This is a genomic window from Methylobacterium sp. D48H (genome assembly GCF_053345715.1).
Window position 1 is genome coordinate 138,399 of record NZ_JBKFAP010000003.1, and the last position, 24,170, is coordinate 162,568.

27 protein-coding genes are annotated in these 24,170 nt (G+C 72.2%); 12 read left to right on the plus strand and 15 right to left on the minus strand.

Annotation, left to right across the window (positions count from 1 at the left end):
- Window positions 1–24: 24 nt before the first annotated feature.
- The 3 genes from ACLBX8_RS09360 to ACLBX8_RS09370 form a co-directional block, all read right to left on the minus strand.
- Window positions 25–786, minus strand: a complete 762-nt coding sequence (locus tag ACLBX8_RS09360; protein WP_447698225.1) for an amino acid ABC transporter ATP-binding protein — start codon at window positions 784–786, stop codon at window positions 25–27.
- Complete coding sequence (locus ACLBX8_RS09365) at window positions 783–1,463, minus strand: amino acid ABC transporter permease (RefSeq protein ID WP_091926432.1); 681 nt, start codon at window positions 1,461–1,463, stop codon at window positions 783–785. Before ACLBX8_RS09365 ends, ACLBX8_RS09360 begins: the two co-directional genes overlap by 4 nt.
- A gap of 92 nt (window positions 1,464–1,555) precedes the next feature.
- A complete protein-coding gene (locus ACLBX8_RS09370; RefSeq protein WP_447715022.1) occupies window positions 1,556–2,341 on the minus strand; it encodes an amino acid ABC transporter substrate-binding protein in 786 nt (261 codons plus the stop codon).
- Between the two features lie 235 nt (window positions 2,342–2,576).
- Here ACLBX8_RS09370 and ACLBX8_RS09375 point away from each other — a divergent pair, with 235 nt between their 5' ends.
- Window positions 2,577–3,503 carry a dihydrodipicolinate synthase family protein gene (locus ACLBX8_RS09375; protein ID WP_447715023.1) on the plus strand — a complete coding sequence of 309 codons (927 nt, stop codon included), beginning with the start codon at window positions 2,577–2,579 and terminating at the stop codon, window positions 3,501–3,503.
- A gap of 16 nt (window positions 3,504–3,519) precedes the next feature.
- Here the strand turns inward: ACLBX8_RS09375 and ACLBX8_RS09380 are convergent, their stop codons facing one another.
- Window positions 3,520–4,740, minus strand: coding sequence for a pyridoxal phosphate-dependent aminotransferase (locus ACLBX8_RS09380; RefSeq protein ID WP_091977879.1), 1,221 nt, complete (start codon window positions 4,738–4,740; stop codon window positions 3,520–3,522).
- Window positions 4,741–4,998: 258 nt separating this feature from the next.
- On the opposite strand from ACLBX8_RS09380, the gene ACLBX8_RS09385 reads away from it, so the two are divergent.
- From ACLBX8_RS09385 to ACLBX8_RS09400, 4 genes are read left to right on the plus strand one after another with little or no spacing between them, the layout of a single operon-like run.
- Window positions 4,999–6,417 carry a cytochrome ubiquinol oxidase subunit I gene (locus ACLBX8_RS09385; protein ID WP_447698228.1) on the plus strand — a complete coding sequence of 473 codons (1,419 nt, stop codon included), beginning with the start codon at window positions 4,999–5,001 and terminating at the stop codon, window positions 6,415–6,417.
- A 7-nt stretch (window positions 6,418–6,424) separates the two neighbouring features.
- Window positions 6,425–7,432 carry a cytochrome d ubiquinol oxidase subunit II gene (gene cydB / locus ACLBX8_RS09390; RefSeq protein WP_100251598.1) on the plus strand — a complete coding sequence of 336 codons (1,008 nt, stop codon included), beginning with the start codon at window positions 6,425–6,427 and terminating at the stop codon, window positions 7,430–7,432.
- Window positions 7,432–7,554, plus strand: a complete 123-nt coding sequence (locus ACLBX8_RS09395; protein ID WP_012321840.1) for a DUF2474 family protein — start codon at window positions 7,432–7,434, stop codon at window positions 7,552–7,554. The genes cydB and ACLBX8_RS09395 overlap by 1 nt, the downstream gene beginning before the upstream one ends.
- 49 nt (window positions 7,555–7,603) lie before the next feature.
- Window positions 7,604–8,182: a GbsR/MarR family transcriptional regulator gene (locus ACLBX8_RS09400; protein ID WP_020090956.1), complete on the plus strand. Its 579-nt coding sequence runs from the start codon at window positions 7,604–7,606 to the stop codon at window positions 8,180–8,182.
- 16 nt (window positions 8,183–8,198) lie between these two features.
- Here ACLBX8_RS09400 and ACLBX8_RS09405 read toward each other — a convergent pair whose 3' ends face one another.
- Together ACLBX8_RS09405 and ACLBX8_RS09410 are read right to left on the minus strand one after the other, a co-directional pair.
- Window positions 8,199–8,894 carry a GntR family transcriptional regulator gene (locus ACLBX8_RS09405; protein WP_447698230.1) on the minus strand — a complete coding sequence of 232 codons (696 nt, stop codon included), beginning with the start codon at window positions 8,892–8,894 and terminating at the stop codon, window positions 8,199–8,201.
- Between the two features lie 272 nt (window positions 8,895–9,166).
- Entirely contained in the window at window positions 9,167–10,105 is a 939-nt protein-coding gene (locus tag ACLBX8_RS09410; RefSeq protein WP_447715024.1) for a LysR family transcriptional regulator, read from the minus strand.
- Window positions 10,106–10,224: 119 nt separating this feature from the next.
- Between ACLBX8_RS09410 and ACLBX8_RS09415 the strand changes: the two genes are divergently transcribed.
- The 5 genes from ACLBX8_RS09415 (at window position 10,225) to ACLBX8_RS09435 (ending at window position 14,274) form a co-directional block, all read left to right on the plus strand.
- The gene (locus tag ACLBX8_RS09415) at window positions 10,225–11,148 is read left to right on the plus strand and encodes a ring-cleaving dioxygenase (RefSeq protein ID WP_447698232.1); all 924 of its coding nucleotides are present in this window, start codon (window positions 10,225–10,227) and stop codon (window positions 11,146–11,148) included.
- A 69-nt stretch (window positions 11,149–11,217) separates the two neighbouring features.
- Window positions 11,218–11,850 carry an alpha/beta hydrolase gene (locus tag ACLBX8_RS09420; protein WP_091676133.1) on the plus strand — a complete coding sequence of 211 codons (633 nt, stop codon included), beginning with the start codon at window positions 11,218–11,220 and terminating at the stop codon, window positions 11,848–11,850.
- Window positions 11,851–11,884: 34 nt separating this feature from the next.
- Complete coding sequence (locus tag ACLBX8_RS09425; RefSeq protein WP_447715025.1) at window positions 11,885–12,295, plus strand: DoxX family protein; 411 nt, start codon at window positions 11,885–11,887, stop codon at window positions 12,293–12,295.
- A gap of 66 nt (window positions 12,296–12,361) precedes the next feature.
- On the plus strand, window positions 12,362–13,183 hold the full coding sequence (locus ACLBX8_RS09430; RefSeq protein ID WP_447698233.1) for an alpha/beta fold hydrolase: 822 nt from the start codon (window positions 12,362–12,364) through the stop codon (window positions 13,181–13,183).
- A gap of 113 nt (window positions 13,184–13,296) precedes the next feature.
- The gene (locus ACLBX8_RS09435) at window positions 13,297–14,274 is read left to right on the plus strand and encodes a Gfo/Idh/MocA family protein (protein ID WP_447698234.1); all 978 of its coding nucleotides are present in this window, start codon (window positions 13,297–13,299) and stop codon (window positions 14,272–14,274) included.
- Window positions 14,275–14,292: 18 nt separating this feature from the next.
- On the opposite strand, the gene ACLBX8_RS09440 is transcribed toward ACLBX8_RS09435, so the two are convergent.
- From ACLBX8_RS09440 to argJ, 3 genes are read right to left on the minus strand one after another with little or no spacing between them, the layout of a single operon-like run.
- The gene (locus ACLBX8_RS09440; RefSeq protein ID WP_447698235.1) at window positions 14,293–14,733 is read right to left on the minus strand and encodes a (deoxy)nucleoside triphosphate pyrophosphohydrolase; all 441 of its coding nucleotides are present in this window, start codon (window positions 14,731–14,733) and stop codon (window positions 14,293–14,295) included.
- Between the two features lie 8 nt (window positions 14,734–14,741).
- Window positions 14,742–15,461, minus strand: coding sequence for an SIMPL domain-containing protein (locus ACLBX8_RS09445; protein WP_447698236.1), 720 nt, complete (start codon window positions 15,459–15,461; stop codon window positions 14,742–14,744).
- Window positions 15,458–16,708 (minus strand): bifunctional glutamate N-acetyltransferase/amino-acid acetyltransferase ArgJ, encoded by a 1,251-nt coding sequence (gene argJ / locus ACLBX8_RS09450; RefSeq protein WP_447698237.1) that lies wholly within the window; start codon window positions 16,706–16,708, stop codon window positions 15,458–15,460. Before argJ ends, ACLBX8_RS09445 begins: the two co-directional genes overlap by 4 nt.
- A gap of 230 nt (window positions 16,709–16,938) precedes the next feature.
- Here argJ and ACLBX8_RS09455 point away from each other — a divergent pair, with 230 nt between their 5' ends.
- A complete protein-coding gene (locus ACLBX8_RS09455; protein ID WP_020090945.1) occupies window positions 16,939–17,373 on the plus strand; it encodes a histidine kinase in 435 nt (144 codons plus the stop codon).
- A 561-nt stretch (window positions 17,374–17,934) separates the two neighbouring features.
- Window positions 17,935–19,881: a methyl-accepting chemotaxis protein gene (locus ACLBX8_RS09460; RefSeq protein WP_447698559.1), complete on the plus strand. Its 1,947-nt coding sequence runs from the start codon at window positions 17,935–17,937 to the stop codon at window positions 19,879–19,881.
- 9 nt (window positions 19,882–19,890) lie between these two features.
- Here the strand turns inward: ACLBX8_RS09460 and ACLBX8_RS09465 are convergent, their stop codons facing one another.
- From ACLBX8_RS09465 to ACLBX8_RS09490, 6 genes are all read right to left on the minus strand, one after another.
- The gene (locus ACLBX8_RS09465) at window positions 19,891–20,739 is read right to left on the minus strand and encodes a TetR/AcrR family transcriptional regulator (RefSeq protein WP_447698238.1); all 849 of its coding nucleotides are present in this window, start codon (window positions 20,737–20,739) and stop codon (window positions 19,891–19,893) included.
- Window positions 20,740–20,868: 129 nt separating this feature from the next.
- A complete protein-coding gene (gene proC, locus ACLBX8_RS09470) occupies window positions 20,869–21,672 on the minus strand; it encodes a pyrroline-5-carboxylate reductase (protein WP_091926573.1) in 804 nt (267 codons plus the stop codon).
- Between the two features lie 26 nt (window positions 21,673–21,698).
- The gene (locus tag ACLBX8_RS09475; RefSeq protein ID WP_020090942.1) at window positions 21,699–22,208 is read right to left on the minus strand and encodes a type III secretion system chaperone family protein; all 510 of its coding nucleotides are present in this window, start codon (window positions 22,206–22,208) and stop codon (window positions 21,699–21,701) included.
- A 290-nt stretch (window positions 22,209–22,498) separates the two neighbouring features.
- On the minus strand, window positions 22,499–22,783 hold the full coding sequence (locus ACLBX8_RS09480) for an accessory factor UbiK family protein (RefSeq protein ID WP_020090941.1): 285 nt from the start codon (window positions 22,781–22,783) through the stop codon (window positions 22,499–22,501).
- A gap of 148 nt (window positions 22,784–22,931) precedes the next feature.
- Window positions 22,932–23,177: a hypothetical protein gene (locus ACLBX8_RS09485; protein WP_447698239.1), complete on the minus strand. Its 246-nt coding sequence runs from the start codon at window positions 23,175–23,177 to the stop codon at window positions 22,932–22,934.
- Between the two features lie 133 nt (window positions 23,178–23,310).
- Window positions 23,311–24,027, minus strand: coding sequence for a PhoH family protein (locus ACLBX8_RS09490; protein ID WP_447698240.1), 717 nt, complete (start codon window positions 24,025–24,027; stop codon window positions 23,311–23,313).
- Window positions 24,028–24,170: the final 143 nt, after the last annotated feature.

Here is a 24,170-nt window from a genome sequence, read left to right on the forward strand (position 1 = left end):
GTAGGCCCCTTCTCAGGCCTCTTTTCACGCCCCTTCGGCCGCCTCGCCGAGCAGCGTCCGGACGAACCGGCGGGTGCGCGGGTCGGCCGGCCGGGCGAAGACGTCGGCGGCCGCGCCCTGCTCGACGATATGCCCCCCTTCCAGGAACACCACCGTGTCGGCGACGCGCCGCGCGAGGCGCAGGTCGTGGGTCGCCATCAGCATGGTCGTGCCCGCGTTCGCGAGGCCGGCGAGTACGTCCACCACCTCGGCGGCGAGTTCCGGGTCGAGGGCCGAGGTCGGCTCGTCGCAGAGCAGCAGGCGCGGGGACGGGGCCAGCGCCCGGGCGATCGCCACCCGCTGCTGCTGGCCGCCCGACAGGCTGGCGGGCCAGTCCGCGGCCTTGTGGGCGAGGCCGACGCGCTCCAGCAGTTCCAGGGCCCGCGTCCGCGCCCGATCCTGCGGCCACTTGCCGACGGTGACGAGCCCCTCGGTGACGTTCTCCATCACGGTCCGATGGGGGAAGAGCTGGAAATTCTGGAACACCATGCCGGTCTGCCGGCGCACGGCGAGCACGTCCCGCCGCGCCGGCGGGCTGCCGGGCCGGAAGGTGAGGCGTATGTCGCCGAGGGTCAGCGTCCCGGCCTGCGGGACCTCCAGCAGGTTCACGCAGCGCAGGAGCGTCGACTTGCCCGAGCCCGACGGGCCGATCAGCGCCGTGACCCGCCCCTCCGGCACCGCGAGGTCGACGCCCCGCAGGACCGGGTTGTCGCCGAAGCGCTTCTCGATGGCCGACAGGGCGATCACGCGCGGGCCTCCAGGTAGCCGCCGTAGCGCCCGAGGCGCCGCTCCAGCAGCGTCTGGAGCCAGGACAGCAGCGTCGACAGGACGAGGTAGATCAGCGCCACCTCGATGTAGAGGATCAGCGGCTCGTAGGTGACGGCGACGATGCGCTGGGCCGCCTGGAACAGCTCCGGCACCGTGATGGCGGCCGCGAGCGACGTGTCCTTCACCAGGGCGATGAAGGAGTTGGCGAGCGACGGCACCGCCACCCGCGCCGCCTGGGGCAGGATCGTGCGGCGCAGGGCCTGGACCGGTGTCATGCCGGTGGCGTAGGCCGCCTCCCACTGGCCCTTCGGGATGGAGGCGATGGCGGCGCGGACGATCTCCGACGTGTAGGCGCCGACGTTGAGGGTGAACCCGATCACGGCGGCCGGGAAGGCGTCGATCAGGATGCCGGCGCTCGGCAGGCCGTAAAAGATCACGAACAGCTGCACGAGGAGCGGCGTGCCCCGGAAGATCCACACGTAGAACCACGCCAGGGCCGCCAGGGGCCGGGGCGCGAACAGGCGCACGAGGGCGGTCCCGAGCCCCAGCGCGAGGCCCAGCACGAAGGTGATGAGCGTCAGCGGCACGGTGAAGCGCAGGCCGGCCGCGAGCAGCGGCCCCAGCGACTGGAGCATGAGGTCGAGCCAGTGCGGCACGGGGTGGCGTCTCCTACCGGGCGATCGAAGCGTGGGGCTGTACGGGGCGGCGCCCGGGCGGGATCCGTCCGGGCGGGCCCTCTGCGGACGGTCTACTTGGAGACGTCGGCCCCGAAGTACTTCTGGGCGATCGCCGCGTAGCTGCCGTCGGCCTTGATCGCCTCCAGCGCCTTGTCGATCGCCGCCTTAAGGGCCGGGTTGTTCTTGCGCATGATGATCCCGGAGGCGTCCGCGTCGGCCTGCTCGGCGGCGATCTTCACGGGGGCGCTCGGCTTCTGCTTGTGGAAGTCCAGGAACGACAGGCTGTCGTTGACGGTGGCGTCGGCGCGGCCGGTGAGGACGAGCTGGATCGACTGGTCGAAGCCGTCCGTCCCGACGAGCTCGGCGCCGGACTGCTCGGCGAGGCGCGCGAAGTTGCTGGAGAGGCTCTGGGCGGCCTTCCTGCCCTTGAGATCCGCGAAGGACTTGATGTCGGACCGGTCCGCCCGGGTGATCAGCACGGCCCGCGCGCGGATGTAGGGCTCGGAGAAGTCGAACTTCGCCTGCCGCTCCTTGGTGATGCCGACTTGGTTGATCACCACGTCGTAGCGCTTGCCGTCGAGGCCGGCGATCAGCCCGTCCCACTTGCCCTCGAGGAATTGCGGCGTGACGCCCAGCTGCTCGGCGACCTTGCGGCCGATCTCGACGTCGAAGCCGACGAGCTGCCCGGACGCGTCGTGGAACGTGAAGGGCGCGTAGGTGCCCTCGGTGCCGATGCGCAGGGTCTTGGCGGCGCGAATCGCGTCGAGATCGTCGGCCCGCGCCGGCGCGCCGGCGATTGCGCCGAGGAGCGTCGCCGCGACGAGCGCCGCGACGCGGCTCGCAGAGAAGAATCGCATTACAGTAGCTCCGAAAAGAAAACGCCGTTCTCGTGCGGCCGCCGCGCCCGATCTCGGCTGTCGATGGACAAAGCAAAGAAGATCTCGGCCGTACAGGAAAGCCGGTGGGCTTGTCGACAGCGCGTTGCGCGCCCCGAACGCGCCAGGATCGCGGCCGCGTGCTAAGAGGCGGCCGGATCCCGCCCGCGGACACGGTCGTCCGCCGGGATGCGCGATCCCGGCAGAAGGACCGCGCATGACCTCGTCCGTCCCCGCCTATCGCGGCGTCTTCCCGGTCGCCCCCACGGTCTTCGACGCGTCGGGCGCCCTCGACCTCGACGGGCAGCGCCGGGCCGTCGACTTCATGATCGACGCCGGAAGTCAGGGCCTGTGCATCCTGGCCAACTTCTCCGAGCAGTTCGTCCTCACCGACGACGAGCGCGAGCGGGTGATGCACGCCGTGCTGGAGCACGTGGCCGGCCGCGTTCCGGTGATCGTGACGACGACGCACTTCGCCACGCAGGTCTGCGCCGAGCGCTCGCGCCGCGCCCAGGAGGCCGGCGCCGCGATGGTGATGGTCATGCCGCCCTATCACGGCGCCACGATCCGGGTGCCGGAGCTCGGCATCGTCGACTTCTTCCGCGCGGTCTCGGACGCGATCGCGATCCCGATCATGATCCAGGACGCGCCGGTGGCCGGCACGCCGCTCTCGGCACCGCTCCTGGCGCGCATGGCCCGGGAGATCGCGAACGTCGCCTACTTCAAGATCGAGACCACGGGCGCCGCGGCCAAGCTCCGCGAGCTGATCGCGCTCGGCGGCGACGCGGTCGTGGGCCCCTGGGACGGCGAGGAGGCGATCACCCTGATGGCCGACCTCGACGCCGGCGCGACGGGTGCGATGACCGGCGGCGGCTACCCGGACGGCATCCGCCAGATCACTGACGCCTACGCGGCCGGGCGTCGCGACGAGGCGATGGACGCCTACGCGCGCTGGCTACCGCTCATCAACTACGAGAACCGGCAGTGCGGCCTGCTCGCCTGCAAGGCGCTGATGGCCGAGGGCGGGGTGATCGCGAGCGAGACCGCGCGGCTGCCGATCCAGCCCCTGCACCCGGCGACGCGGGCCGGCCTGATCGAGCTCGCCCGGCGGAACGACGCGCTGGTCCTGCGCTGGGGCCGCTGAGCCGCCCCCGCCCGACTCAGTGCGCCGCCGCGGCCGGCGCCCGGGTCCCGAGCACGCCCGCGAGCCGGCGCACCGCCTCCCGCGCCAGGTCCGGGCTGATGGCGAAGCACATCCGCACCAGGCCCTCGCCCTCGGGTCCGAAGGCGGTGCCGGGCGCCACGCCGACCTTGGCCTCTCGCAGCAGACGCAGCGCCAGGTCGAGACTCGGCTCGTCGCCGCCCATCCGGGCCATGAGGTAGAACGCCCCGTCCGGCGGCGCGACCGTGACGCCCGGCAGGCGCGACAGCCCCTCCACCAGGATCGCCCGGGCCTCGGCGCAGCGGTCCACCATCGTGCGGATGAAGCCGTCGCCCTCCTCGAGGGCCGCGATGCAGGCGTGCTGGACGAAGGTCGGGATCGAGGTGGTGCTGTACTGCCCGAGCTTGGCGAAGGTCGGCGCGAGGCCGCGGGGATAGATCACCCAGCCGGCCCGCCAGCCGGTCATCGCCCAGTTCTTCGAGAAGGTGTTGGTCACGATCAGACGGTCGTCCTCCGTGCAGATCTGCAGGAAGGACGGCGCGATCCGGTTGCCGTAGGTGAAGTGGGCATAGACCTCGTCCGAGAGGATCCAGAGGCCGCGCTCCCGGGCGAGGTCGCGCAGGGCCGTCATCTCGGCCAGCGGCATGGTCCAGCCCGTCGGGTTCGAGGGCGAGTTCACCATGATCACCCGGGTGCGCGGCGTGATCGCCGCCGCGATGTCGGCGAGCGGCAGCGCGAAGCGCCCGTCCGGCAGGCGGCGGTACGGCACCGTCACGGGCACGCCGCCGGCGATGCGGACCGCCTCGCCGAGATTGGGCCAGGCCGGGGAGGGGATGATCATCTCGTCGCCCGGCTCCAGCAGCACCTGGGCCGCCTGCATGATCGCGTTCATGCCGCCCGCCGTGACGCCGAACCGGTCCGGCGGAATCTCCACGCCCCAGTGGCGGGCGTGGTAGGCGCCGAGCGCCGCGCGCAGCGCCGGCAGCCCCAGCGACGTGGTGTAGCGGGTGTGCCCGTCGAGCATCGCCCGGTGCGCGGCCTCGACGATGAAGGGCGGCGTCGGCAGGTCGCCCTCGCCGATCCACAGCTTCACCACCTCCGGGTCGTCCCGCCCGCGATCCGCCACGAGGCCGATCTGGCTCGTGCCGATGCCGCGGATGCGCGCCGACAGCGCGGCGGCGAGATCGACGGGCGCGGCGGAGACGAGGGTGTCGGCCATGGCGGCGCGTGCTCTCCGTGCGTCGGGACGCGGCGTCCCGTCGCGCGGCGCGCGTCCAGGGGCCCGCGTGGTCCCGACCTGTGAGGAATCCGGCGACCCTGACGCGTTCGGGCGCGGACGTCCAGACCCCGAGGCCGGATCGACCCCGGACGCCGGCGCATGACCGGGGCGCCGCACTGGCGACACAGGATGTTTTGACTTTTCAGAAATTTCTGAAATTGCTATACGCCGAGTCGCGCACAGAGCCGGAGGCACGACGTGCTCGCCAACCTCGATCCCCTCATCCTCGCCCGCATGCAGTTCGGGTTCACGGTGGCCTTCCACATCGTGTTCCCGGCCTTCTCGATCGGCCTCGCGAGCTTCCTCGCCGTCCTGGAGGGGCTCTGGCTCGCCACCGGGCGCCAGGTCTTCATGGATCTGTTCAAGTACTGGCTGAAGATCTTCGCCATCGCCTTCGCGATGGGCGTCGTGTCCGGCCTGGTGATGTCCTACCAGTTCGGCACGAACTGGTCGGTCTTCTCCGACAAGACCGGCCCGGTGCTGGGGCCGATGATGGCCTACGAGGTGCTCTCGGCCTTCTTCCTGGAGGCGGGCTTCCTCGGCGTGATGCTGTTCGGGATGCGCAAGGTCGGGCCGCGGCTGCACTTCGCGGCGACGCTGATGGTGGCGGTCGGGACCTGCTTCTCGGCGTTCTGGATCCTGGCGGTGAACTCGTGGATGCAGACGCCGGCGGGCTACGGCACGAATGCCGAGGGCCAGTTCGTGCCGCTGGACTGGTGGGCGATCGTGTTCAACCCGTCCTTCCCGTACCGCCTCGTGCACATGGTCCTGGCCGCCTACCTGACGACGGCGCTGGTGGTGGGCGCGGTCGGCGCGTGGCACCTGCTGCGCGACCGGGCCAACCCGGCGGCCCGGACGATGTTCTCGATGGCGATGTGGATGGCCGCCCTGGTCGCGCCGGTCCAGATCCTCGCGGGCGACGCGCACGGCCTCAACACGCTGGAGCACCAGCCCGCCAAGGTCATGGCCATGGAGGGGCACTTCCAGAGTCACCCGGACGGCGCGCCGCTGGTGCTGTTCGGCCTGCCCGACCAGGAGGCCGGCACCGTGCGCTACGCGGTCGAGATCCCGAAGCTGTCCTCGCTGGTGCTGAAGCACGCCCTCGACGCGCCCCTGAAGGGGCTCGACAGCCTGCCGCGGTCGGAATGGCCGCCGGTGCCGATCGTGTTCTGGTCGTTCCGCATCATGGTCGGCCTCGGGATGCTGATGCTGCTCCTGGGCGCGCTCAGCCTCCTCGCCCGCTGGCGCGGCGCCCTCTACGCGTGGCGCCCCCTGCACCGGTTCGCGGTGGCCATGGGCCCGGCGGGCTTCGTGGCGGTGCTGGCCGGCTGGATCACCACTGAGGTCGGGCGCCAGCCCTACACGGTCTACGGACTGCTGCGCACGGCGCAGTCGGCCTCGCCGCTGCACGCGCCGGCGGTGGCGGCCTCGCTCACCGCCTTCGTGGTGATCTACTTCGCGGTCTTCGCCATGGGCACCGGCTACATGCTGCGCCTGATGGGCCAGCCCCCGCATGCCGGCGAGAGCGGGATCGAGCCCGGCGCGCCGATCCGGACGGCGGGCATCACGCCCGCCCCGGCGATCGATCCCGACCGCCACCTCCAGCCGGCCGAGTGAGGGACCCATGGCCTACAGCGTCGATCTCACGGTGGTCTGGGCGCTCGTGATCGCCTTCGCGGTCTTCGCCTACATCGTCATGGACGGCTTCGACCTCGGCATCGGCCTCCTGTTCCCGGTCCTGCCGCCGGGCGCGGAGCGCGACACCGCCATGAACTCGGTCGCGCCGGTCTGGGACGGCAACGAGACCTGGCTGGTGCTGGGCGGCGGCGGCCTGTTCGCCGTCTTCCCGCTGGCCTACGCGGTGATCCTGCCGGCGCTCTACGCGCCGATCATCGCGATGCTGCTCGGGCTGATCTTCCGCGGCGTCGCCTTCGAGTTCCGCTGGCGCGACCCCCGCCACCGCGCCGCCTGGGATGTGGCCTTCGCGGGCGGGTCGCTGGTGGCGGCCCTCGCCCAGGGCATCACGCTGGGCGCCCTCCTGCAGGGCATCGCGGTCGAGGGGCGGGCCTATGCCGGCGGCTGGTGGGACTGGCTCACGCCCTTCAGCGTCCTCGTCGGCGCGAGCCTGGTCGTCGCCTACGCGCTGCTCGGGGCGACGTGGCTGGTGATGCGCACCGAGGGCCTGCTCCAGCTGCGGGCCCGGCGCCTGGCCCTGCGCCTCACCGCGGCGACGGTGGCGGCCATCGCCCTCGTCAGCGCGGTGACGCCGTTCCTCCAGGGCCGCTACTACGAGCGCTGGCTGGCGATGCCGAACGTGCTCGTCACCGCGCAGGTGCCGCTGCTCGTGGCGCTCGCGGCCTACGCCCTGTGGCGCACCCTGCGGGGCGGCGCCGAGCGGGCGCCCTTCCTGATCGCGCTGGGGCTGTTCGCCCTGACCTTCCTGGGGCTCGGCATCAGCATCTTCCCCGACATCGTGCCGGGCCGGATCACGATCTGGCAGGCGGCCGCCCCCGAGGCGAGCCAGATCTTCCTGCTGGCCGGCGCGTCGGTTTTGATCCCGATCATACTGGCCTACACCGCGTACGCGTACTGGGTCTTCCGCGGCAAGGTCGACGCGCACGGATATCACTGATGGCACCCGCAGCAGCACAGCCCCTCTGGAAGCGCCTCGCGTGGTTCGCGGGGCTCTGGGCCTCCAGCATCGTCGGCCTCGGCTTCGTCGCGACGGTCCTGCGGTATTGGCTCAAGAGCTGATAGACCGGGGCGGCGCCCGCCCGATTATTGCCCGCGTCGGATCCCTGCCGTGCAACTGCCCCCGCTCGTCCAGACCTTCGTGCTGCATTTCGGCGAGATGGGCTCGCGCTGGGGCATCAACCGGACCGTGGGGCAGATCTACGCCCTGCTGTTCGTGGCCGAGCGGCCCCTCAACGCCGACGAGATCGTCGAGCGGCTCGGGGTGTCGCGCTCCAACGTCAGCATGGGCCTGAAGGAGCTCCAGGCCTGGAACCTCGTCCGGCTCCAGCATCGGCCCGGCGACCGGCGCGACTACTTCACGACGCCCGAGGATATCTGGCAGATCGTCCGCACGCTGGTCGAGGAGCGCAAGAAGCGCGAGGTCGACCCGACCTTGACCCTCCTGCGCGAACTCCTGATGCAGGAGCCGGCGACCGAGGAGGAGCGGCACGCCCAGGCGCGCCTGCGGGAAATGCACGACCTCTTCGAGCTGTTCGCCGGCTGGTACGCGGACGTGCGCCGCCTCGACACCGAGCGCCTCGTCCAGCTCCTCACGCTCGGCTCGAAGGTCCAGAAGGTCCTGGAGATGAAGGATCGCCTGACCCGCCTGCCGGGCCGGATCGGCGGCCGGTCGGCCAAGTCGGACTGAGCCGCCTCGCGGCCGATCAGGCCTCGGCGAGCGCCCCCCGGTAGAGGGCGATGAGCGAGGCGCCGACATGCTCGATGTGGCGCCGCAGGCACGCGGCCGCCGCCTCGAACGTGCGGTCCTCGCACAGGGCCAGGATCTGCGCGTGCTCGCTGACTGCGCGGGTCGCGTCCTCGGAGGTCGCGATCTGCAGCCGCGTCGGCCGCTCGCAATCCTGCAGCAGCGCGGAGACGATCGCCAGCGACCGCGGCCGGCCGGCGTGCCGGATCAGGTCGAGGTGGAAGCGGCTGTTCAGGTCGCCCCACCGGAGGACCTGACCGGTCTCCAGCGCCGCGCCGTACTCCTTCGAGAGGGCGTCGAGATCGCGGATGTCGTCGCGGGTCAGGTGCGGGGCTGAGAGCAGGAGCAGTTCCGGCTCGAGCTGGACGCGCAGCTGGAAGATGTCTTCCACCTCCTGCAGCGAGAGGCCCGTCACGACCGCCCCGCGATGCGGCACGATCCGCACGAGCTTGCTGGCTTCCAGCTGGAGCAGGGCCTCGCGCACCGGGATCCGGCTGATCCCGAACTCCTCCGCCAGGGCGTCCTGGCGCAGCTGCACCCCCGGCGGCAGTTCACCGTTCAGGATCTGCTCGCGGAGCGAGTCCGCCACGGCCGCCGCCACAGTCTTGTGCCGCAACCGGTCGGGTGCGGGGCGTCCGGGAACCAAAGGGGACATCGACGCCTCAACAGAATCGTATACATGTATACAAGGCGCCTTACTGCCCGGAAAATGCGCCGCTGTCCAATGCCAGATTGTCCTGGATAAACTTGAAGTTTGCTTGGCCGAGATTCCTGGCCACGCGGCAAGTCGCGGCCGTTCTCCGACAGATGCACCAGCAAGGAGCAGGCCGTCTTCGGAGGCACGGTGCTCGCCGGTAACGCAGGTTCGCGTAGACGGCATTGATCCAAGTGAATGACGCGCCCGGATCGCGCGCGCCGGCGCGGGACTCACCGGTCCGCCGCGTGGCCTCGCGGCGGTGGCGCGGCCCAGGGCGCCTGGCCGAGGGTCTGGGCGAGATGGGCGATCAGCGCCGTCACCCGCGCCGGCCGCGGATCGCCCGGCGGCATGACGAGGTGCAGGGCGATCGGCGGCGGCGACCAGGCCGGCAGCACCCGCTCGAGACGCCCGGCTTCGAGGTCGTCCCAGATCATGAAGTCGGGCTGCAGGGCGAGGCCGAGGCCGGCCCGCAGCGCCGGCGCCAGCGCCTCGGCGTTGTTCGCCCGGAGCTGGCCCGCCGGCACCACGACGGCCTCCGCGCCGCTCCGGTCCACGAAGCGCCAGCGGTCCGGCGTCGGCAGGTAGGCGTAGCCGAGGCAGGTGTGGTGGACGAGGTCGTCCGGGTGCTCGGGCCGGCCGTGCCGGTCGAGATAGGCGGGCGTGGCGACCAGCGAGCGCCGGATCTCGCAGAGCCGGCGCGCGCGCAGGGAGGAATCGGGCAGGGCCGCGATGCGCAGCCCGATGTCGAACCCGCCGCCGACGAGGTCGACGACCGCATCCGACAGGTGGAGATCCACCGACACGGCCGGGTAGTCCCGGAGGAAGGCCGGCAGGATCGGGGCCACGTGCATCACCCCGAAGGTCATCGGCGCCGCGAGCCGCACCAGCCCGCGCGGCTCCGCGGCGCCCGCCGTCGCCAGCGCCTCCGCGGCCTCGCCCTCGGCGAGGATGCGCGCGGCACCGTCCTTGGCGGCCTGCCCGGCCTCGGTGAGGGCTAGCTTCCGCGACGTGCGGTTGAACAGGCGGGCGCCGATCCGCAGTTCGAGCCGGCTCACCGCCTTCGAGACCGTGGCCTTCGACAGACCGAGCTCCGCGGCGGCGCGGCCGAAGGAGCCGGTCTCCACCACCTTGGCGAACACGGCCCAGGCCTCGAAATCGGGCAGTCTCATCGATCAGATCCGGAAACGATAGGTTTCCACCGTTTCTATTTTCGCCGCCCATGGCAAGGGGCACATTCCCGTCATCGCAACAGGCCGCCCGCCGCGGCCTTCCGTCGGGAGACATCGCCATGGTTCAGACCGGCCTCCACCACGTCACGGCCTTCTCCGGGCCGGCCCTGCGCAACCTCGACTTCCACACCCGAATCCTCGGGCTGCGTCTGGTGAAGAAGACCGTCAATTTCGACGATCCGGGCACCTACCACCTGTACTACGGCGACGCGGCCGGCCGGCCCGGCACGATCCTGACCTTCTTCCCCGTCGAGCACGCCGCGCCCGGCCGGGTCGGGATCGGCGAGACCCAGGAGACGGCCTTCCGGGTTCCCCGCGCTTCCATCGGCTGGTGGACCCACCGGCTCATCGAGAAGGGCGTCGCCCACGAGCCGCTGGTCCAGGTCTTCGGCGCGCCGACGCTGCGCTTCCGCGACCCGGACGGCATGATGCTCGCGCTGGTGGGCGTCGATGTCGGCGACGCGGAGGGCTGGGCGTCGAGCGAGGTGCCGGCCGAGCACGCGATCCGCGGCCTGCACGGCGTCACGCTCCTCCTCGACAGGGCCGAGGCGACCGCCGCGATCCTCACGGAGGTGCTCGGGCTGGAGGAGGTCGGCCGCGAGGGCAACCTGATCCGCTTCGCGGGCAGCGCCGAGCTCGGCGGTCTCGTCACCCTGCGGGCCGTCGGCGGGTTCCTGCCCGGCCGTCCGGGGGCGGGCTCGGTCCACCACATCGCGTTCCGGGCGGCGGACGACGCCGCGCAGGCCGCGATGGGCCGGGCGCTCGCGGCGCGGGGGCTCCACGTCACCGAGCAGCGCGACCGGCAGTACTTCCGCTCGATCTACTTCCGCGAGCCCGGCGGCGTGCTGTTCGAGATCGCCACCGACGCGCCCGGCTTCGCGGTCGACGAGCCGGTCGAGGCCCTCGGCCAGGCCCTCAAGCTCCCCGCCGGCCTGGAGCCGCACCGGGCCGAGATCGAGGCCGTGCTGCCGAAGTTCGCCTGATCCGCGACCTCCACGCCCGCCCCGCGCCCGCGCGGGGCGGGACCTCTCCCCGTCACCCGTGAGGCCATCATGACCCAGGACACCGCCGGCTTCATCCACCGCTTCGAGCCCGGTCCCGACACCGCCCGTCCCCTGCTGCTCCTGCACGGGACCGGTGGCGACGAGAACGACCTCCTGCCCCTAGGCCGCACGGTCGCGCCGGAGGCCGCCCTGCTGGCGCCCCGCGGCGCCGTCAGCGAGAACGGCATGCCGCGATTCTTCCGGCGCCTGGCGGAGGGCGTCTTCGACGAGGCGGACCTGCGCCGCCGCACCGGTGACCTCGCGGCCTTCGTGGCGGCCGCCCGGACGCGGTACGGGCTCGGGACGCCGGTGGCGCTGGGCTTCTCGAACGGCGCCAATATCGCCGCGTCGCTGCTGCTGCTGCGGCCGGAGACCCTGGCGGGCGCGGTCCTGATCCGCCCGATGGTGCCGTTCGCCGAGCCCCCGGCCGCGGATCTCGCCGGTCGGCCGGTCCTGATCCTCTCCGGGGCGATGGACCCGATCGTGCCCGCCGAGAACGCGCGGCGCCTCGCGCAGCAGCTCACCGCGGCCGGAGCCCGCGTCGAGCACCGGATCCTGCCGACGGGCCACGGCCTGTCGCAGGCCGATATCGGCTTGGCGCTGAACTGGCTTCGCGGCCTCACACTTCCCGAAGCGGCCTGAGCCGGCCGCGCACGACAGGACGGAGCGTTCGACGATGCCCCCGATCTATTCTTCCAGCGCGACCGCCCTGCTGCCGGTGACCGGCCGGATCCTGATGAGCGCGATCTTCCTCGTGAGCGGCGCCGGCAAGCTCGCGGCTCCGGCCGCGACGCTCGCCACCATCGAGGCCGCCCACCTGCCGCTGCCGCCGCTCGCCTACGCGGCGGCGACCTCCGTGGAGGTCGTCGGCGGGCTGCTGCTCGTCGCCGGCTACCGCACGCGGCTGGTCGCCCTGGCCCTCGCGCTCTTCGCGGTGGCCACCGCGGTGACCTTCCACGCGGCCCTCGGCGACCAGAACCAGATGTTCCACTTCCTGAAGAACCTCGCCATGGTCGGCGGCTTGCTTCAGGTCGCGGCCTTCGGGGCCGGCCCGCTCAGCCTCGACGCGCGGCAGGGCCGGTACTGACCAGTCCGTCGGTCCGCGCGACCCCTGCTTCTCGCCCTCTGCCTTCTCGACCCTCGGGAGACCACGATGCCCTACTTCACCGCGCAGGACGGCACCCAGATCTACTACAAGGACTGGGGCGCCGGGCAGCCGGTGGTCTTCAGCCACGGCTGGCCGCTCAACGGCGACGCCTGGGAGGACCAGATGCTGTTCCTCGCGGAGCGCGGGTTCCGGGTCATCGCCCATGACCGGCGCGGGCACGGTCGCTCCGGGCAGCCCTGGTCGGGCAACGACATGGACACCTTCGCGGACGACCTCGCCGGGCTGATCGCCCATCTCGACCTGCGCGACGCGGTGCTGGTCGGCCACTCCACCGGCGGCGGCGAGGTCGCCCGCACCATCGGGCGGCACGGGACGGCGCGCATCGCCAAGGCGGTCCTGGTCGGGGCCGTGACGCCCCAGATGGTCCGGACCGATGCGAATCCGGGCGGCCTGCCCCGGGACGTGTTCGACGGCATCCGCGACTCGGTCCTGCGCGACCGGTCCCAGTTCTTCAAGGACCTGAGCGGCCCGTTCTACGGCGCGAACCGACCCGGCGCCGCGGTCAGCGAAGGCGTGCGGGACACGTTCTGGATGCAGGGCATGATGGCGGGCCTGCGGAACGTGCACGCCTGCGTGGCGGCCTTCTCGGAGACCGACTTCACCGAGGACCTGAAGCGCATCGACGTGCCGACCCTGCTCGTGCACGGCGACGACGACCAGATCGTGCCGATCGACGCCGCCGCGCGCGCCGCCGTCAAGCTCGTGCCGGGCGCCGTGCTGAAGGAGTATCCGGGCGCCCCGCACGGGCTGGCCGCCACCCACAAGGACCGGCTCAACGCCGACCTGCTCGCCTTCATCCAGGGCTGAGATCCCGGGTCGGGTTGACCGGCGGCCTTCCCCACGCCGGTTCGGGCTCCTAAAGCCTGCGACGGGCCGCGCCCCGCGGCCCGTCAGACGCCAGAAGCCGCACGGATCCCCGCATGCCGACCTCCGACGCACCGCTCACCATCGGGATCATCGGCGCGGGAATCATGGCCGAGCGCCTGCTCGGTGCGATCCACGGGGCGGCGGACTCGCCCGTGCGGGTCGCGGCGATCTGGGATCCGGCCCCGGCGGCCCTGGACCGGATCGGCGCGGCCTTCCCGGCGGTGCCGCGGGTGGCCGATTCCGCCGCCGTCGTGGCGGCGAGCGACTGCGTCTACGTCGCCTCGCCGCCCGCCTCGCATCTCGGCTACGCCCGCGCCGCCCTGGCCGCCGGCCGGAGCGTCTTCTGCGAGAAGCCGCTGGCCATCGATCGCGCCGATGCCCGCGCCTTCGTGGCGGAGGCGAGGGGCGCGGGCGCGGTCAATTTCCCGTTCGCCTCGTCGCCGGGCGTCGCCACCCTCGAGCGCTGGATCGCGGCCGGCGCGGTCGGCACGCCCCGGGCGCTCACCGTCGCGGTGGAATTCGCCCGCTGGCCCCGGCCCTGGCAGGCCGACGCCGCCCGCTGGCTCGACGCGCGCGGCGAGGGCGGCTTCACCCGCGAGGTGGTCTCGCACTTCCTGTTCCTGGCCCGCCGCCAGCTCGGCCCGCTCGCGATTCTCGCCGGACGGATCGCCTTCCCGGAGCCGGGCCGGTCCGAGCGCGCGATCGACGTGACGCTCACGGCGGGCGCGATCCCCGTCACCCTGACCGGCCGGGTCGGGGGCGTCGCGGCCGACGACCACAACACGTGGACGCTGGAGGGCGACGCGGGCGCCGTCCGGCTGCGCGACTGGGCCATCGCCGAGCGGCGGGGCGCCGACGGGCGCTTCGAGCCGGAGCCCGACGCGATCCCGAACGAGCGGCTGCGGCCGATCACCCTCCGGCGCCAGCTCGAGGGCGTCGTCTGCATGGCGCGCGGCGAGCCCCACCACCTCGCCACCTTCGCGGAGGCGCTCGACGTGCAGGAGGTCGTCGAGGCGATCCTCACCCTGTGAGGGCGGCCCGCGACGGCGTCAGGAATCCAGCAGGTCGACCAGGAACGGGATCAGCGGCGCGTCGGCGGGCGGCATCGCGAGGTCGCGCAGGGCCTTGGGGCGCACCCACTTGAGCGCCTGCCCCTCCATCGGGCGCGGCGTCCCCGTCCAGCGCCGGCAGATGTAGAGCGGCATCAGCAGGTGGAAGTCCGGGTAGGCGTGGCTCGCGAAGGTCAGCGGCGCGAGACACGGCTCCTCGACCTGGATGCCGAGCTCCTCCGCCAGCTCGCGGATCAGCGTCTGCTCGGGGCGCTCGCCGGGCTCGACCTTGCCGCCTGGGAACTCCCACAGGCCGGCGAGCTGCTTGCCCGCCGGGCGCTCGCTCACGAGGACGCGGCCGTCGACGTCGACGAGGGCGACGGCGACCACGAGGAGCAGGCGCAGGGGCGCGGCAGCGGGGGCGCCGTCGGGGGCGTTCACGGGCGCGCTCACTGCGCCACCGCGAAGGTGGCCGAGACCTCGGAGGACATCGGGATCGTGCCCGCCTCCAGCGGCACCCGCCGCCCCTTGGCGGCCATCGGCGCCGCGCGGGCCATCTCCAGCGCCGGGCGGTACGGCGTGCCGGCCGCGGCTGTGCTCAGCGTGCAGAGCGGGCCGAGCTTGGCGCCGACCGCCTCGGCGAGGGCCTCGGCGCGGCTCCGCGCGTCCCGTGTCGCCGCCACCTGGAGGGCCGCCTCGCTCTTGTCCGGGTCGCGCAGCCCGAAGCTCACGCCGTCGATTCTGTTCGCGCCGGATTCGAGGGCCTGCCGGAGCAGGTCGCCGAGGCGGTCCATGTCGGCGAGCCGGACGGTGACGAGGTTGCTGGCGCGGTAGCCGTCGGGCTCCTCGGTGACGGCGCCCCCCGGCCGGGCGACGGTGCGGGTCGCGGTCTGCAGGGTGACGGCGGCCGTGCCGAGATCGGCGGGCGGGACCCCGAGGGCGCGGGCCTGCGCCGAGACCCCGGCCACCGCCTTCGAGGCCGCGTCGAGGGCGGCCGCCGCACTCGCGCCGCGCGCCTCGATGCCGATCGTCACCTCGGCGAAGTCCGGCGCCCGCGTCTCCGACGCGCGCCCGACGACGCTGATGTGGCGCTTGCACGCCGCGTCGTCGGCCCGCGCCGCGGTCGCCAGGCTCAGGACGAGGAGGGCGCCGGACAGGACCGCCCTCACGAGCGGTAATCCCCGTTGATCTCGACGTAGGCCTTGGTCAGGTCGCAGGTCCAGACGCGGGCCGCGCCGTCGCCCAGGCCGAGATCGACCCGGACCGTGATCTCCGGCTCGCGCATCACGGCGCTCGCCGCCGCCTCGCTGTAATCGGGGTCGCGGGCGCCCTGGACCGCCACCCGCACGTCGCCGAACCAGATCGCGAGCCGGTCGCGGTCGGCGGGCTCGCCGGCCTTGCCCACGGCCATCACCACACGGCCCCAGTTGGCGTCCTCGCCGGCCACCGCGGTCTTCACCAGTGGCGAGTTGGCGATCGACATCGCGATGCGGTGCGCGGAGGCGTCGCTCTCGGCGCCGGTGACCCGCACGGTGACGAACTTGCGCGCGCCCTCGCCGTCCTTGGCGACGAGCTGGGCCAGCTCGACCAGCAGGTCGTCGAGCGCCTCCCGGAAGCCGGCGAGGCGCGGGTCGGCGGGATCGCTGATCGCCGGGTTGCCGGCCCTGGCGGTGGCGAACAGCATCAGCGTGTCGGAGGTGGAGGTGTCGCCGTCCACGGTCACGCAGTTGAAGCTCGTCTTCGTCCCGGCCGAGAGGAGCGCCTGCAGCACGTCCTGCGGCAGGGCCGCGTCGGTGAAGACGAAGGACAGCATCGTCGCCATGTCGGGGGCGATCATGCCGGCGCCCTTGGCGATGCCGTTGATCGTCACGCGCACGCCGTCGATCTCGGCCGTGCGCGTCGCGAGCTTCGGGAAGGTGTCGGTGGTCATGATCGCCCGGGCCGCCTCGGTCCAGGCGGCCGGCCCGTCCTCGGCGCGGGCCGCGCAGTCCGCCAGCACGCCCGCGAACCGCTCCGCCGGGAGCGGCTCGCCGATCACGCCGGTCGAGGCGACGTAGACCTCGCGCGCGCCGCAGCCCGCCGCCTCCGCGGCGATCTCGACGGTGCGCGCCACCGCGTCGCGCCCGAGCCGGCCCGTGAAGGCGTTGGCGTTGCCGGAATTGACCACGAGCGCCCGCGCCGACCCGTCGGCCAGGGCGTCGCGGCACCAATCCACCGGCGCCGAGGGACACTTCGACCGGGTGAACACCCCCGCTGCCCGGGTCCCGGCCTCCAGCGCCACGTAGAGCACGTCGGTGCGGCCGCTGTAGCGGATCCCCGCCTGGGCGGTCGCGATTCGCACGCCCGGCAGGGGCGGCAGATCGGGCATCGCGGTGGGCGCCAGCGGGGAGACAGGAGGGGCTTTCGCGGACGACATCGGCTCGGGCTCCGGCAGCGCGCGGCTCAGGTCCCGCGGCGGCCCGGTGTTGCCCGCGCGACCCCGCCGGCGTCAACTCCGTGCCCAGCCTATGATCAGGCCGCCGGAGTGCTTCGCCTTTGTGCAACGGAGGCGCCGAATGCGGCGCGATGACGGCGCCGGGCTTGCGTGTGGATTGCATCCCAGCTTAGCATGCTGCATCGCAAAGCCAGCGCGAAGTCGAGTGCGGAATGCCCCCAGCCGACGACGAGACTGCCTCGAGCAGCCTTCCCCAGGGCAGCTGCTACCGGATCCAGGTTCTGGTCGTCGGCCGCCACAAGCGCTGGCGCGACGAGGTCTCGGCCCAGGTCCGGATGCTGGGCTACCAGGTCACCGCCTGCGACCGCGGCGTCGATGCCATGACGGTGCTGGCCCTGGGCCTGCCGGTGGACGTGCTGGTGGTCGATACCGCGCTCCAGGGCGGCCTGTGCTGCGCGCAGCTGGCCGTCGAGGCCCGGGCCCTGCGCCCGGCCCTGCGCATCATCCTCGCCAGCGACCCGGTCGACGCCATGGGGCCGGAGGCGTCGGTCCGCGTGCCCGACGCGCTGCTGGTCCCGCGCGACCAGTTCCAGAACGGGATGATCGCCACGACCATGCGCGAGGCGCTGGCGAGCCGCGCCGCCTGAACTCCGGCGCGAGGCCTGATCGACCCGGACGGCCCGCGAGCCGAGGGTCTGCGCGACCCGTCGATCGAATCGCGGCCGACGCGCTTCAGGCCGTCGCCATGTCTCCCCGAAGGTCGGAACTGTAGCGCGGGTCTTCCTGCCCGATGTCAGCAACGCGGGCCGGACCGTGCCGCAATGCAAGTGCATCGCCCGCGTGATCCAGCGCGAGCGTGTACCGCGGGAAGTCTCGACGCCGCTCGGCAGCGGACACGCGCAGGGCGAAGCTTCCGGGCGGACCGGGAGGCGCCGTCAGAACTGATCCATCGCGACGAGAACGCACCGATTGCCGTTTGCGCGCGCAGCCCGGCAGGTTTGGTCACCTCGAGCGCCCGAGATATCGGGTCTGTCTCTAAGTATTGTCGTCTATCATCTATAATACAAGTTGAACTTGATCGCGCGACACGATGTTGTCATGATCGTATCGTCTATCGTAAGGCCGAAAGTCTGGCCTCTTCTGTGGAAGATACGTCTGTGAGAACTGGGATACGCGCTCGTCTCTACGCGGGATTTGCGATGCTCGTCATGATCACGGGCATCATCGGCGCATTCGCGATCTACCAGCAGGCTGTCATCGGCGCGGACCACGCGCTTCAGGAGCGCGTGGAGCGGGGGGCGCAATCGGTCCTGATGATCGACGGTCACGCCGCACGCCTCGTCGGGACGGCCGAACGGTACCGGCTCCAGCCGGATCCCGACCTGATCGCCGCGATGGAGCAGGCCCGACAGGCGATCGAGCAGACCTGCGACCGGTACTTCTCGCTGGCCATGACGGACGGGGGGCGGAAGCTCTACGACGACGTGCGGGAGGCCGCCCGCGCGATGAAGCCGGAGCTGGAACGCCTCGCGGCGTCGGGGGCGAGCCTGCGCGAGGCCAGGACGAAGCTCTACGAGACCGGCAACGCGCTCACCACCCTTCTCGCGAGCCTGCTCGCGGACGTGCGCGCCCGGGCCGGCGAGGCGATGCTCGCGCGGGTCGAGCACGTCGAGAACGCCGTCCTGCGGTCCCGCATCGCGTCGGCCCGCTTCGTGATCGGCCTGGACGCCCATGACCGCGACGCCTTCGAGCAGCGGGTCGAGCAGGCTCTGGCGGCCCTGGATGCGTTCAAGGACGCGCAGGGCGGCGCAGTCTTCGGGCAGCAGGTCAGGGCCGTCCGCGACGCGCTGATCGCCGCCGCGGCCGGCTTCCGCGCGTACGATCGGGCGGTGGCGTCGGCGAAGGCGACGTTCGAGACCGGGATCAAGCCCCACGCCGACACGATCGAACGGCTCGGCCTCGCGCTGCGCGACCGGATCGTGGCCGCCGGGGAGACGATTTCCCGGGAGACCGCGCGGGCGGCGAGGCGGGCCCGGTATGTCCTGATCGGCCTCGTCGCCGCGGCGCTCCTTCTCGGGGGCGTCCTGGCCTTCGTGCTGGCCCGCAGCATCATCCGGCCGGTCGCCGGCATGACGGAGGCGATGACGCGGCTGGCCGGCGGCGACCTGCAGGTCGTGGTGCCGTACCGCGACGCGGCCGACGAGATGGGCGCGATGGCCAAGGCCGTCGACATCTTCCGCCAGAACGCGGTCGCGCGGGCGGAGCTCGAGGCGGCGCAGGCCGCCGAGCGGGAGGCCCGCCTGCGCCGGGCCGAGCGGGTCGAGCAGCGCGTCCACGCCTTCCAGGCGAAGATCGCCGCCTCGCTCGACATCGTCACGGCGGCGACCAGCGAACTCGACGCGACCGCGCAGGCGATGACCCGGGTGGCCGACAACACCAACAGCCAGGCCGTGACGTCGAGTTCGGCCGCCGCCCAGACCTCGGCCAACGTCCAGACCGTCGCGGCCGCCGCCGAGGAGATGGTCTCCTCGCTCCAGGAGATCGAGCGGCAGGTCGTGCGCTCAAACGCGGTGGCCGGTCACGCCGCCCACGAGGCCGAGGCGACCAACGCCGCCATGGCGAGCCTGCACGCCGCCGCCGAGCAGATCGGGGCCGCCGTGATGATGATCTCCGGCATCGCGAACCAGACCAACCTGCTCGCCCTCAACGCCACCATCGAGGCGGCGCGGGCCGGCGAGGCGGGACGCGGCTTCGCCGTCGTGGCCTCCGAAGTGAAGGAGCTCGCCGCCCAGACGGCGCGGGCGACCGAGGAGATCGGCGGCCAGATCGCCGCGATCCAGGCGGCCTCCGGGCAGGCCGCGGAGGCGATGGCGCAGATCGCCCGCACGATCGCCTCCGTGAACGAGATCAGCGGCGCCATCGCGGCGACGGTGGTGCAGCAGACGGCGGCCACCGGCGAGATCTCGCGCAATGCCGGCGAGGCGGCGCGGGGGACGGAGGGCGTCTCGGCCAACGTGGCGCGCGTATTGGCCGCCGCCCGGGAGGCCGGGAGCGCCGCCGCGCAGGTTCAGAGCGCGGCGGCCGAACTGGCGACGCAGTCCCTGACGGTCAAGCGCGAGGTCGACAGCTTCCTCAGCGACATCCAGGCCGCGTGAGCGACCGGTCTAGATGGCGGCAGCGGGGTCGCTCTCGTCACCGTCGCCGTCGCGGCTTCGCCGCTCGCGCGGCCGCCGGTCCAGGAACGAGCGGCCGATGGCGCGCAGGGGCGCCGTCAGGCGGCGAACGTCCTCGGCCCGCTCCATGATGCGCTCGCCATTGCGGATCTCCTTATCGAGCCGCGCCATCGTCCGGGCGAGCGCCGGATCGTCGTCGTCCAGCCAGACCTGGGTCACGCGGGCGAAGGCGATGACCACGCCCTGCAGCTTGAGCTGCCCGAGCGACCCCTCGGTGTCGATCCCGGCCGCCGCCAGCATGTAGCGGTGCGAGTTCAGCATCACGCCGTTCAGCGCCAGCATCGAGAGCGGCTCGCCCCGGAGCGCGTAGGCGATCCGGCGCAGCGCCGGCTTGTAGGGCTCCATGGCGTCGAGGCGGCGCATCAGCACGTCGAACAGCCGCTCGCGGGTCGGCTCCTCCTCGAGACCCGTGAGATCGCCCTCCAGAACCTTGCGGTCGATGATGCGGGTCAGCCCGCCGAGGACCGCCCCCTTCGACGGGAACAGGTCGCGCAGCTCGGCGAGCGTCAGGTTCGCCTCCCGGGCGATGTCGCTGACCTCGATGTCGTTCCAGGGCTGCTCGGCGGCGAGGCGCATCAGGGCCTCGACGGCGGCCTCCCGGGGCGACAGCTTCGGCGCCCCGCCCTGCGTCCCCGAGTCGTCGGCCCCGGTCTTGTCGCTCTCCTGCGCGACGCTCGCGTGGGCAGCGGTCTCTCGGGCAGCGCCTTCTTGCGCGTCGCCCGCCTTGGCGGGGCTCGAGGCCTTGCGGGGCCGCTTCGAGGGGGCTTTGCTGTCGGTCATGGATCGGTCGCCCGGTCTGATCGGTCGTGTGGCCTCATGTAGGCGGGCGGGCCGCGAAGGGCAGGTCCGTCGCGCGGCCATGCCGCACGGACGCCGCCCGATGTCAGCCCTTGATGCCAACGCCCGATGTCAGCCGGACAGTTCCCCCGCCCGCCGACGGGCCGCGGCCACGGCCTCGCGCATCAGCGCGCTGAGGCCGTCCTCCCGCATCAGCACGTCGAGGGCCGCCGCGGTGGTGCCGCCGGGCGACGTGACGTTGCGGCGCAACTCCGCCGCCTCGGCCGGGCTGGCATCGAGGAGCGCGCCGGCTCCCGCCACGGTCGCCCGGGCGAGGCGGCGGGCGACGTCGGGCTCCAGGCCGGCCGCGATGCCGGCCTCCGCCAGCGTCTCGGCCAGGAGGAAGACGTAGGCCGGTCCGGAGCCCGAGACCGCCGTCACGGCGTCGATCTGCGCCTCGTCGGCGAGCCACGCCACGGCGCCGTTGGCCGCGAACAGGGCCTCGGCGGCCGCCCGCTGCGCGGGGGTGACCTCCGAGCTCGCACAGGCACCGGTGGCGCCCCGGCCGATGCTCGCCGGCAGGTTGGGCATCGCCCTGACGATCGCCCGCGCCCGCGGCAGCCGGCCGCGGAGATCCGCGACGGTCTTGCCCGCCAGGATCGAGACGAGGAGCGTGTCGCGGCCGATGAGCCGATCGAGCCCGGGGGCCGCCGTGTCCAGGCCCTGCGGCTTGATCCCGAGGACCAGAACGTCGCCGGGCTCGGGATCGGACGGGTTCAGGGCGATGCCCCGCTCGGCGCAGAGATCCACGATCGGGCGCACGGGTACCGGGTCGATGATGGTGGTGCGGCGGGGATCGAGGCCCGCCTCCAGCCAGCCCGCCAGCATCGCGCCGCCCATCTTGCCGGCCCCGGCCAGGACCAGGGAGGCGGGCATCCGCGCCGTGGAGGCGCCGGGGGCGGTCACGCCTCGCCTTCGGTCTCGAACAGGACGGCGTCGAGGGCCTCGCGGGCGCTCTTGCCGGCCCAGAGGACGAACTGGAACGCCTGGAAGTATCGCTCGCAGGCGTCGACCGCCGTCTTCATCATCGTGGCGCATTGCGGGTGGGTCGGGACGGCGCCGCCGGTCAGCAGGAGCGCGTGCCGGAACATCACCACGCTGTCGGTCGTCCAGAGGTCGAAATGGCCGACCCAGAGCTGCTCGTTGATCAGCGCGATCAGGCGCATCACCTCGGTGCGCTGCCGCTCCGGCACCTTGAGGTCGAAGGCGCAGGCGACGTGGAGCGCCTCGACGTCCTCGATCCACGTGAAGGCGACGTTGTAGTCGGTCCAGCGACCGGGGCTCGTGACCGACATCTCGTCGGTCTCGGCCCGGTCGAAGATCCAGTCGCGCAGGGAGGCCAGCCGCTCGACGACGTCGAGCGGATGCTCGTTCCGGTCCGGGTCGTGGAAGTCGACGTTGAGAAGCGGCATGACGATCCAAAAGGACGACCCGGACGAGATCCGGCCCGACGTGGCGGTGACGCGAAACCGGAGCGCGAGAACACTCCGAGAACTGGAACGACCGGCAGATCTAGGCCGGCGGTGACGCGATCGACTGTCGAAGCTCTGCGGACATCGCCCCGCAGCCCCCGAATCACCCTATGCCCGACTATAGACCGGCCGTGACTCGCGACACAAAGTGCAGGTCACATTCAGTGAACAGGAAACCGGATCGTCGACGCCGCTTCCTGTGTAAAAGCCCGCGGCGTTGCCGCGGAGACTCAGACCACCTCGCTCAGGCCCGCGGCGCCCGCTCCGGCGCTCCCGGATCGCGCCTCCAGGGCCGCCACGCGGGCCGTCAGGGCCTCGTTCTGCGCCTGGAGCTGGGTCACGAGGTCGCGGAGCACGTCGAGCTCTTCGCGGGAGGCGATGTCGAGGTCGCGGACGACGCGCTCGAGCTGCGCCCGGACCACGGTCTCGGCCTCGCGGCGGACGCCCTGGGCGGCGCCGGCGGCGTCCGTCATGAGGCGGGCGAGGTCGTCGAACAGTCGATTGGAGGGGGGCATCGGGGTCTCCCGGATCGGCCGGCTGCCGCGGCGGCCGCCTGACGGCGCGATTCGAGACGACGAGATAGGAATCTTCGGAACGGGGAGCAACGCCCGGTTCCGGCCGGGCGAGCGGAGCGGGGACGGAAGACCCCACTCCGCCGTTCAATCACATGCGGTGCATGCGGCGGTGCATGCGGTGATGCATCATCCGGCGCTCCATGCGGCGGTGCATCATGCGGCGCTCCATGCGGCGATGCATCATGCGCCGCTCCATGGGAGTCATCCGGACATGCGTCACCGCGTCGGGCGCCGACACGGCGCCGGGCATCGTGGGGGCGGCCGAGGCCGGCTGGACGAGGGCGGCGCCGCCGAGCGAGGCCAGCACGGCGAAGGCGAAGGTCAGTTTCCTCACGAGGAGACTCCAGTTCTCTGAAGGCCGGGCTCGGCGCCCGGTTCATCCTCCCGAAAGGGAGGTGCGGAGAGTCGTCTCGTGCCGGGGGACGGCACGGCGGGTCTGCGAGGACCCGCCGCCATCAACTTCCGATTTAGAGATTCGTTTCCTCGAACGCCTTCACCCACTCGGCGCAGATGCCGGAGCGGACGATGTCGTTGCGGGTGAACTCCACCACGGGGATCGGCATCATCCGGCTCTTGACCATGTGCATGACGGTGCGCAGGCCCGAGGTCTCGCGGAGGTCCGTCTGCGAGACGTCGCCGTTGATGATGACTTGGCAATCGTCGCCGATCCGGGTCAGGAACATCTTGATCTCGTTGATCGTCGTGTTCTGCGCCTCGTCGAGGATCACGAGGCAGTTCTTGAAGGTTCGGCCGCGCATCACCTCGAAGGGGACGATCTCGATGTCGCCGGTCTTCAGGGCGATCTCGAAGGCGGCGGCGCCCATGCGCTCCTTCATGGCCTCGGTGAGCGGGGCGACCCAGGGGGCGATCTTCTCTTCCAGGGTGCCGGGGAAGTAGCCCAGCGACCGGCCCGAGGGCACGTTCGGGCGGGTGATGACCACTTTGGAGATCCGGCGCTGGCGGAGCTGGTCCGCCGCGCGGGTGCCGGCGATGAAGGTCTTGCCGGTGCCGGCGGGCCCCAGGACGATGACCTGCGGCGAGCGGGCGAGGGCGTCGAGGTACTCGGCTTGGCGTTCGGTGAGCGGCTGGATGGGAGCGAGATTGCGTTCTTCGTCGAAGCGTGTGCGATGAATGCGGGACGTGCGGTCTTCAACCAGTTCAAGTCGTGCGCGGCGTCTCTTCATGGATGTACACTCCAACGGGACTTGCCAACCTGGATCTGTTTCTGAACTGCCGTTTACCTGCTTGCTCCCGGTTCTACTCGCTTGCGGAACTTAATACCGGCCCAAGGCCGAAGGTTCCGCCCCGCGCTCGTCCGCCTGTGGAG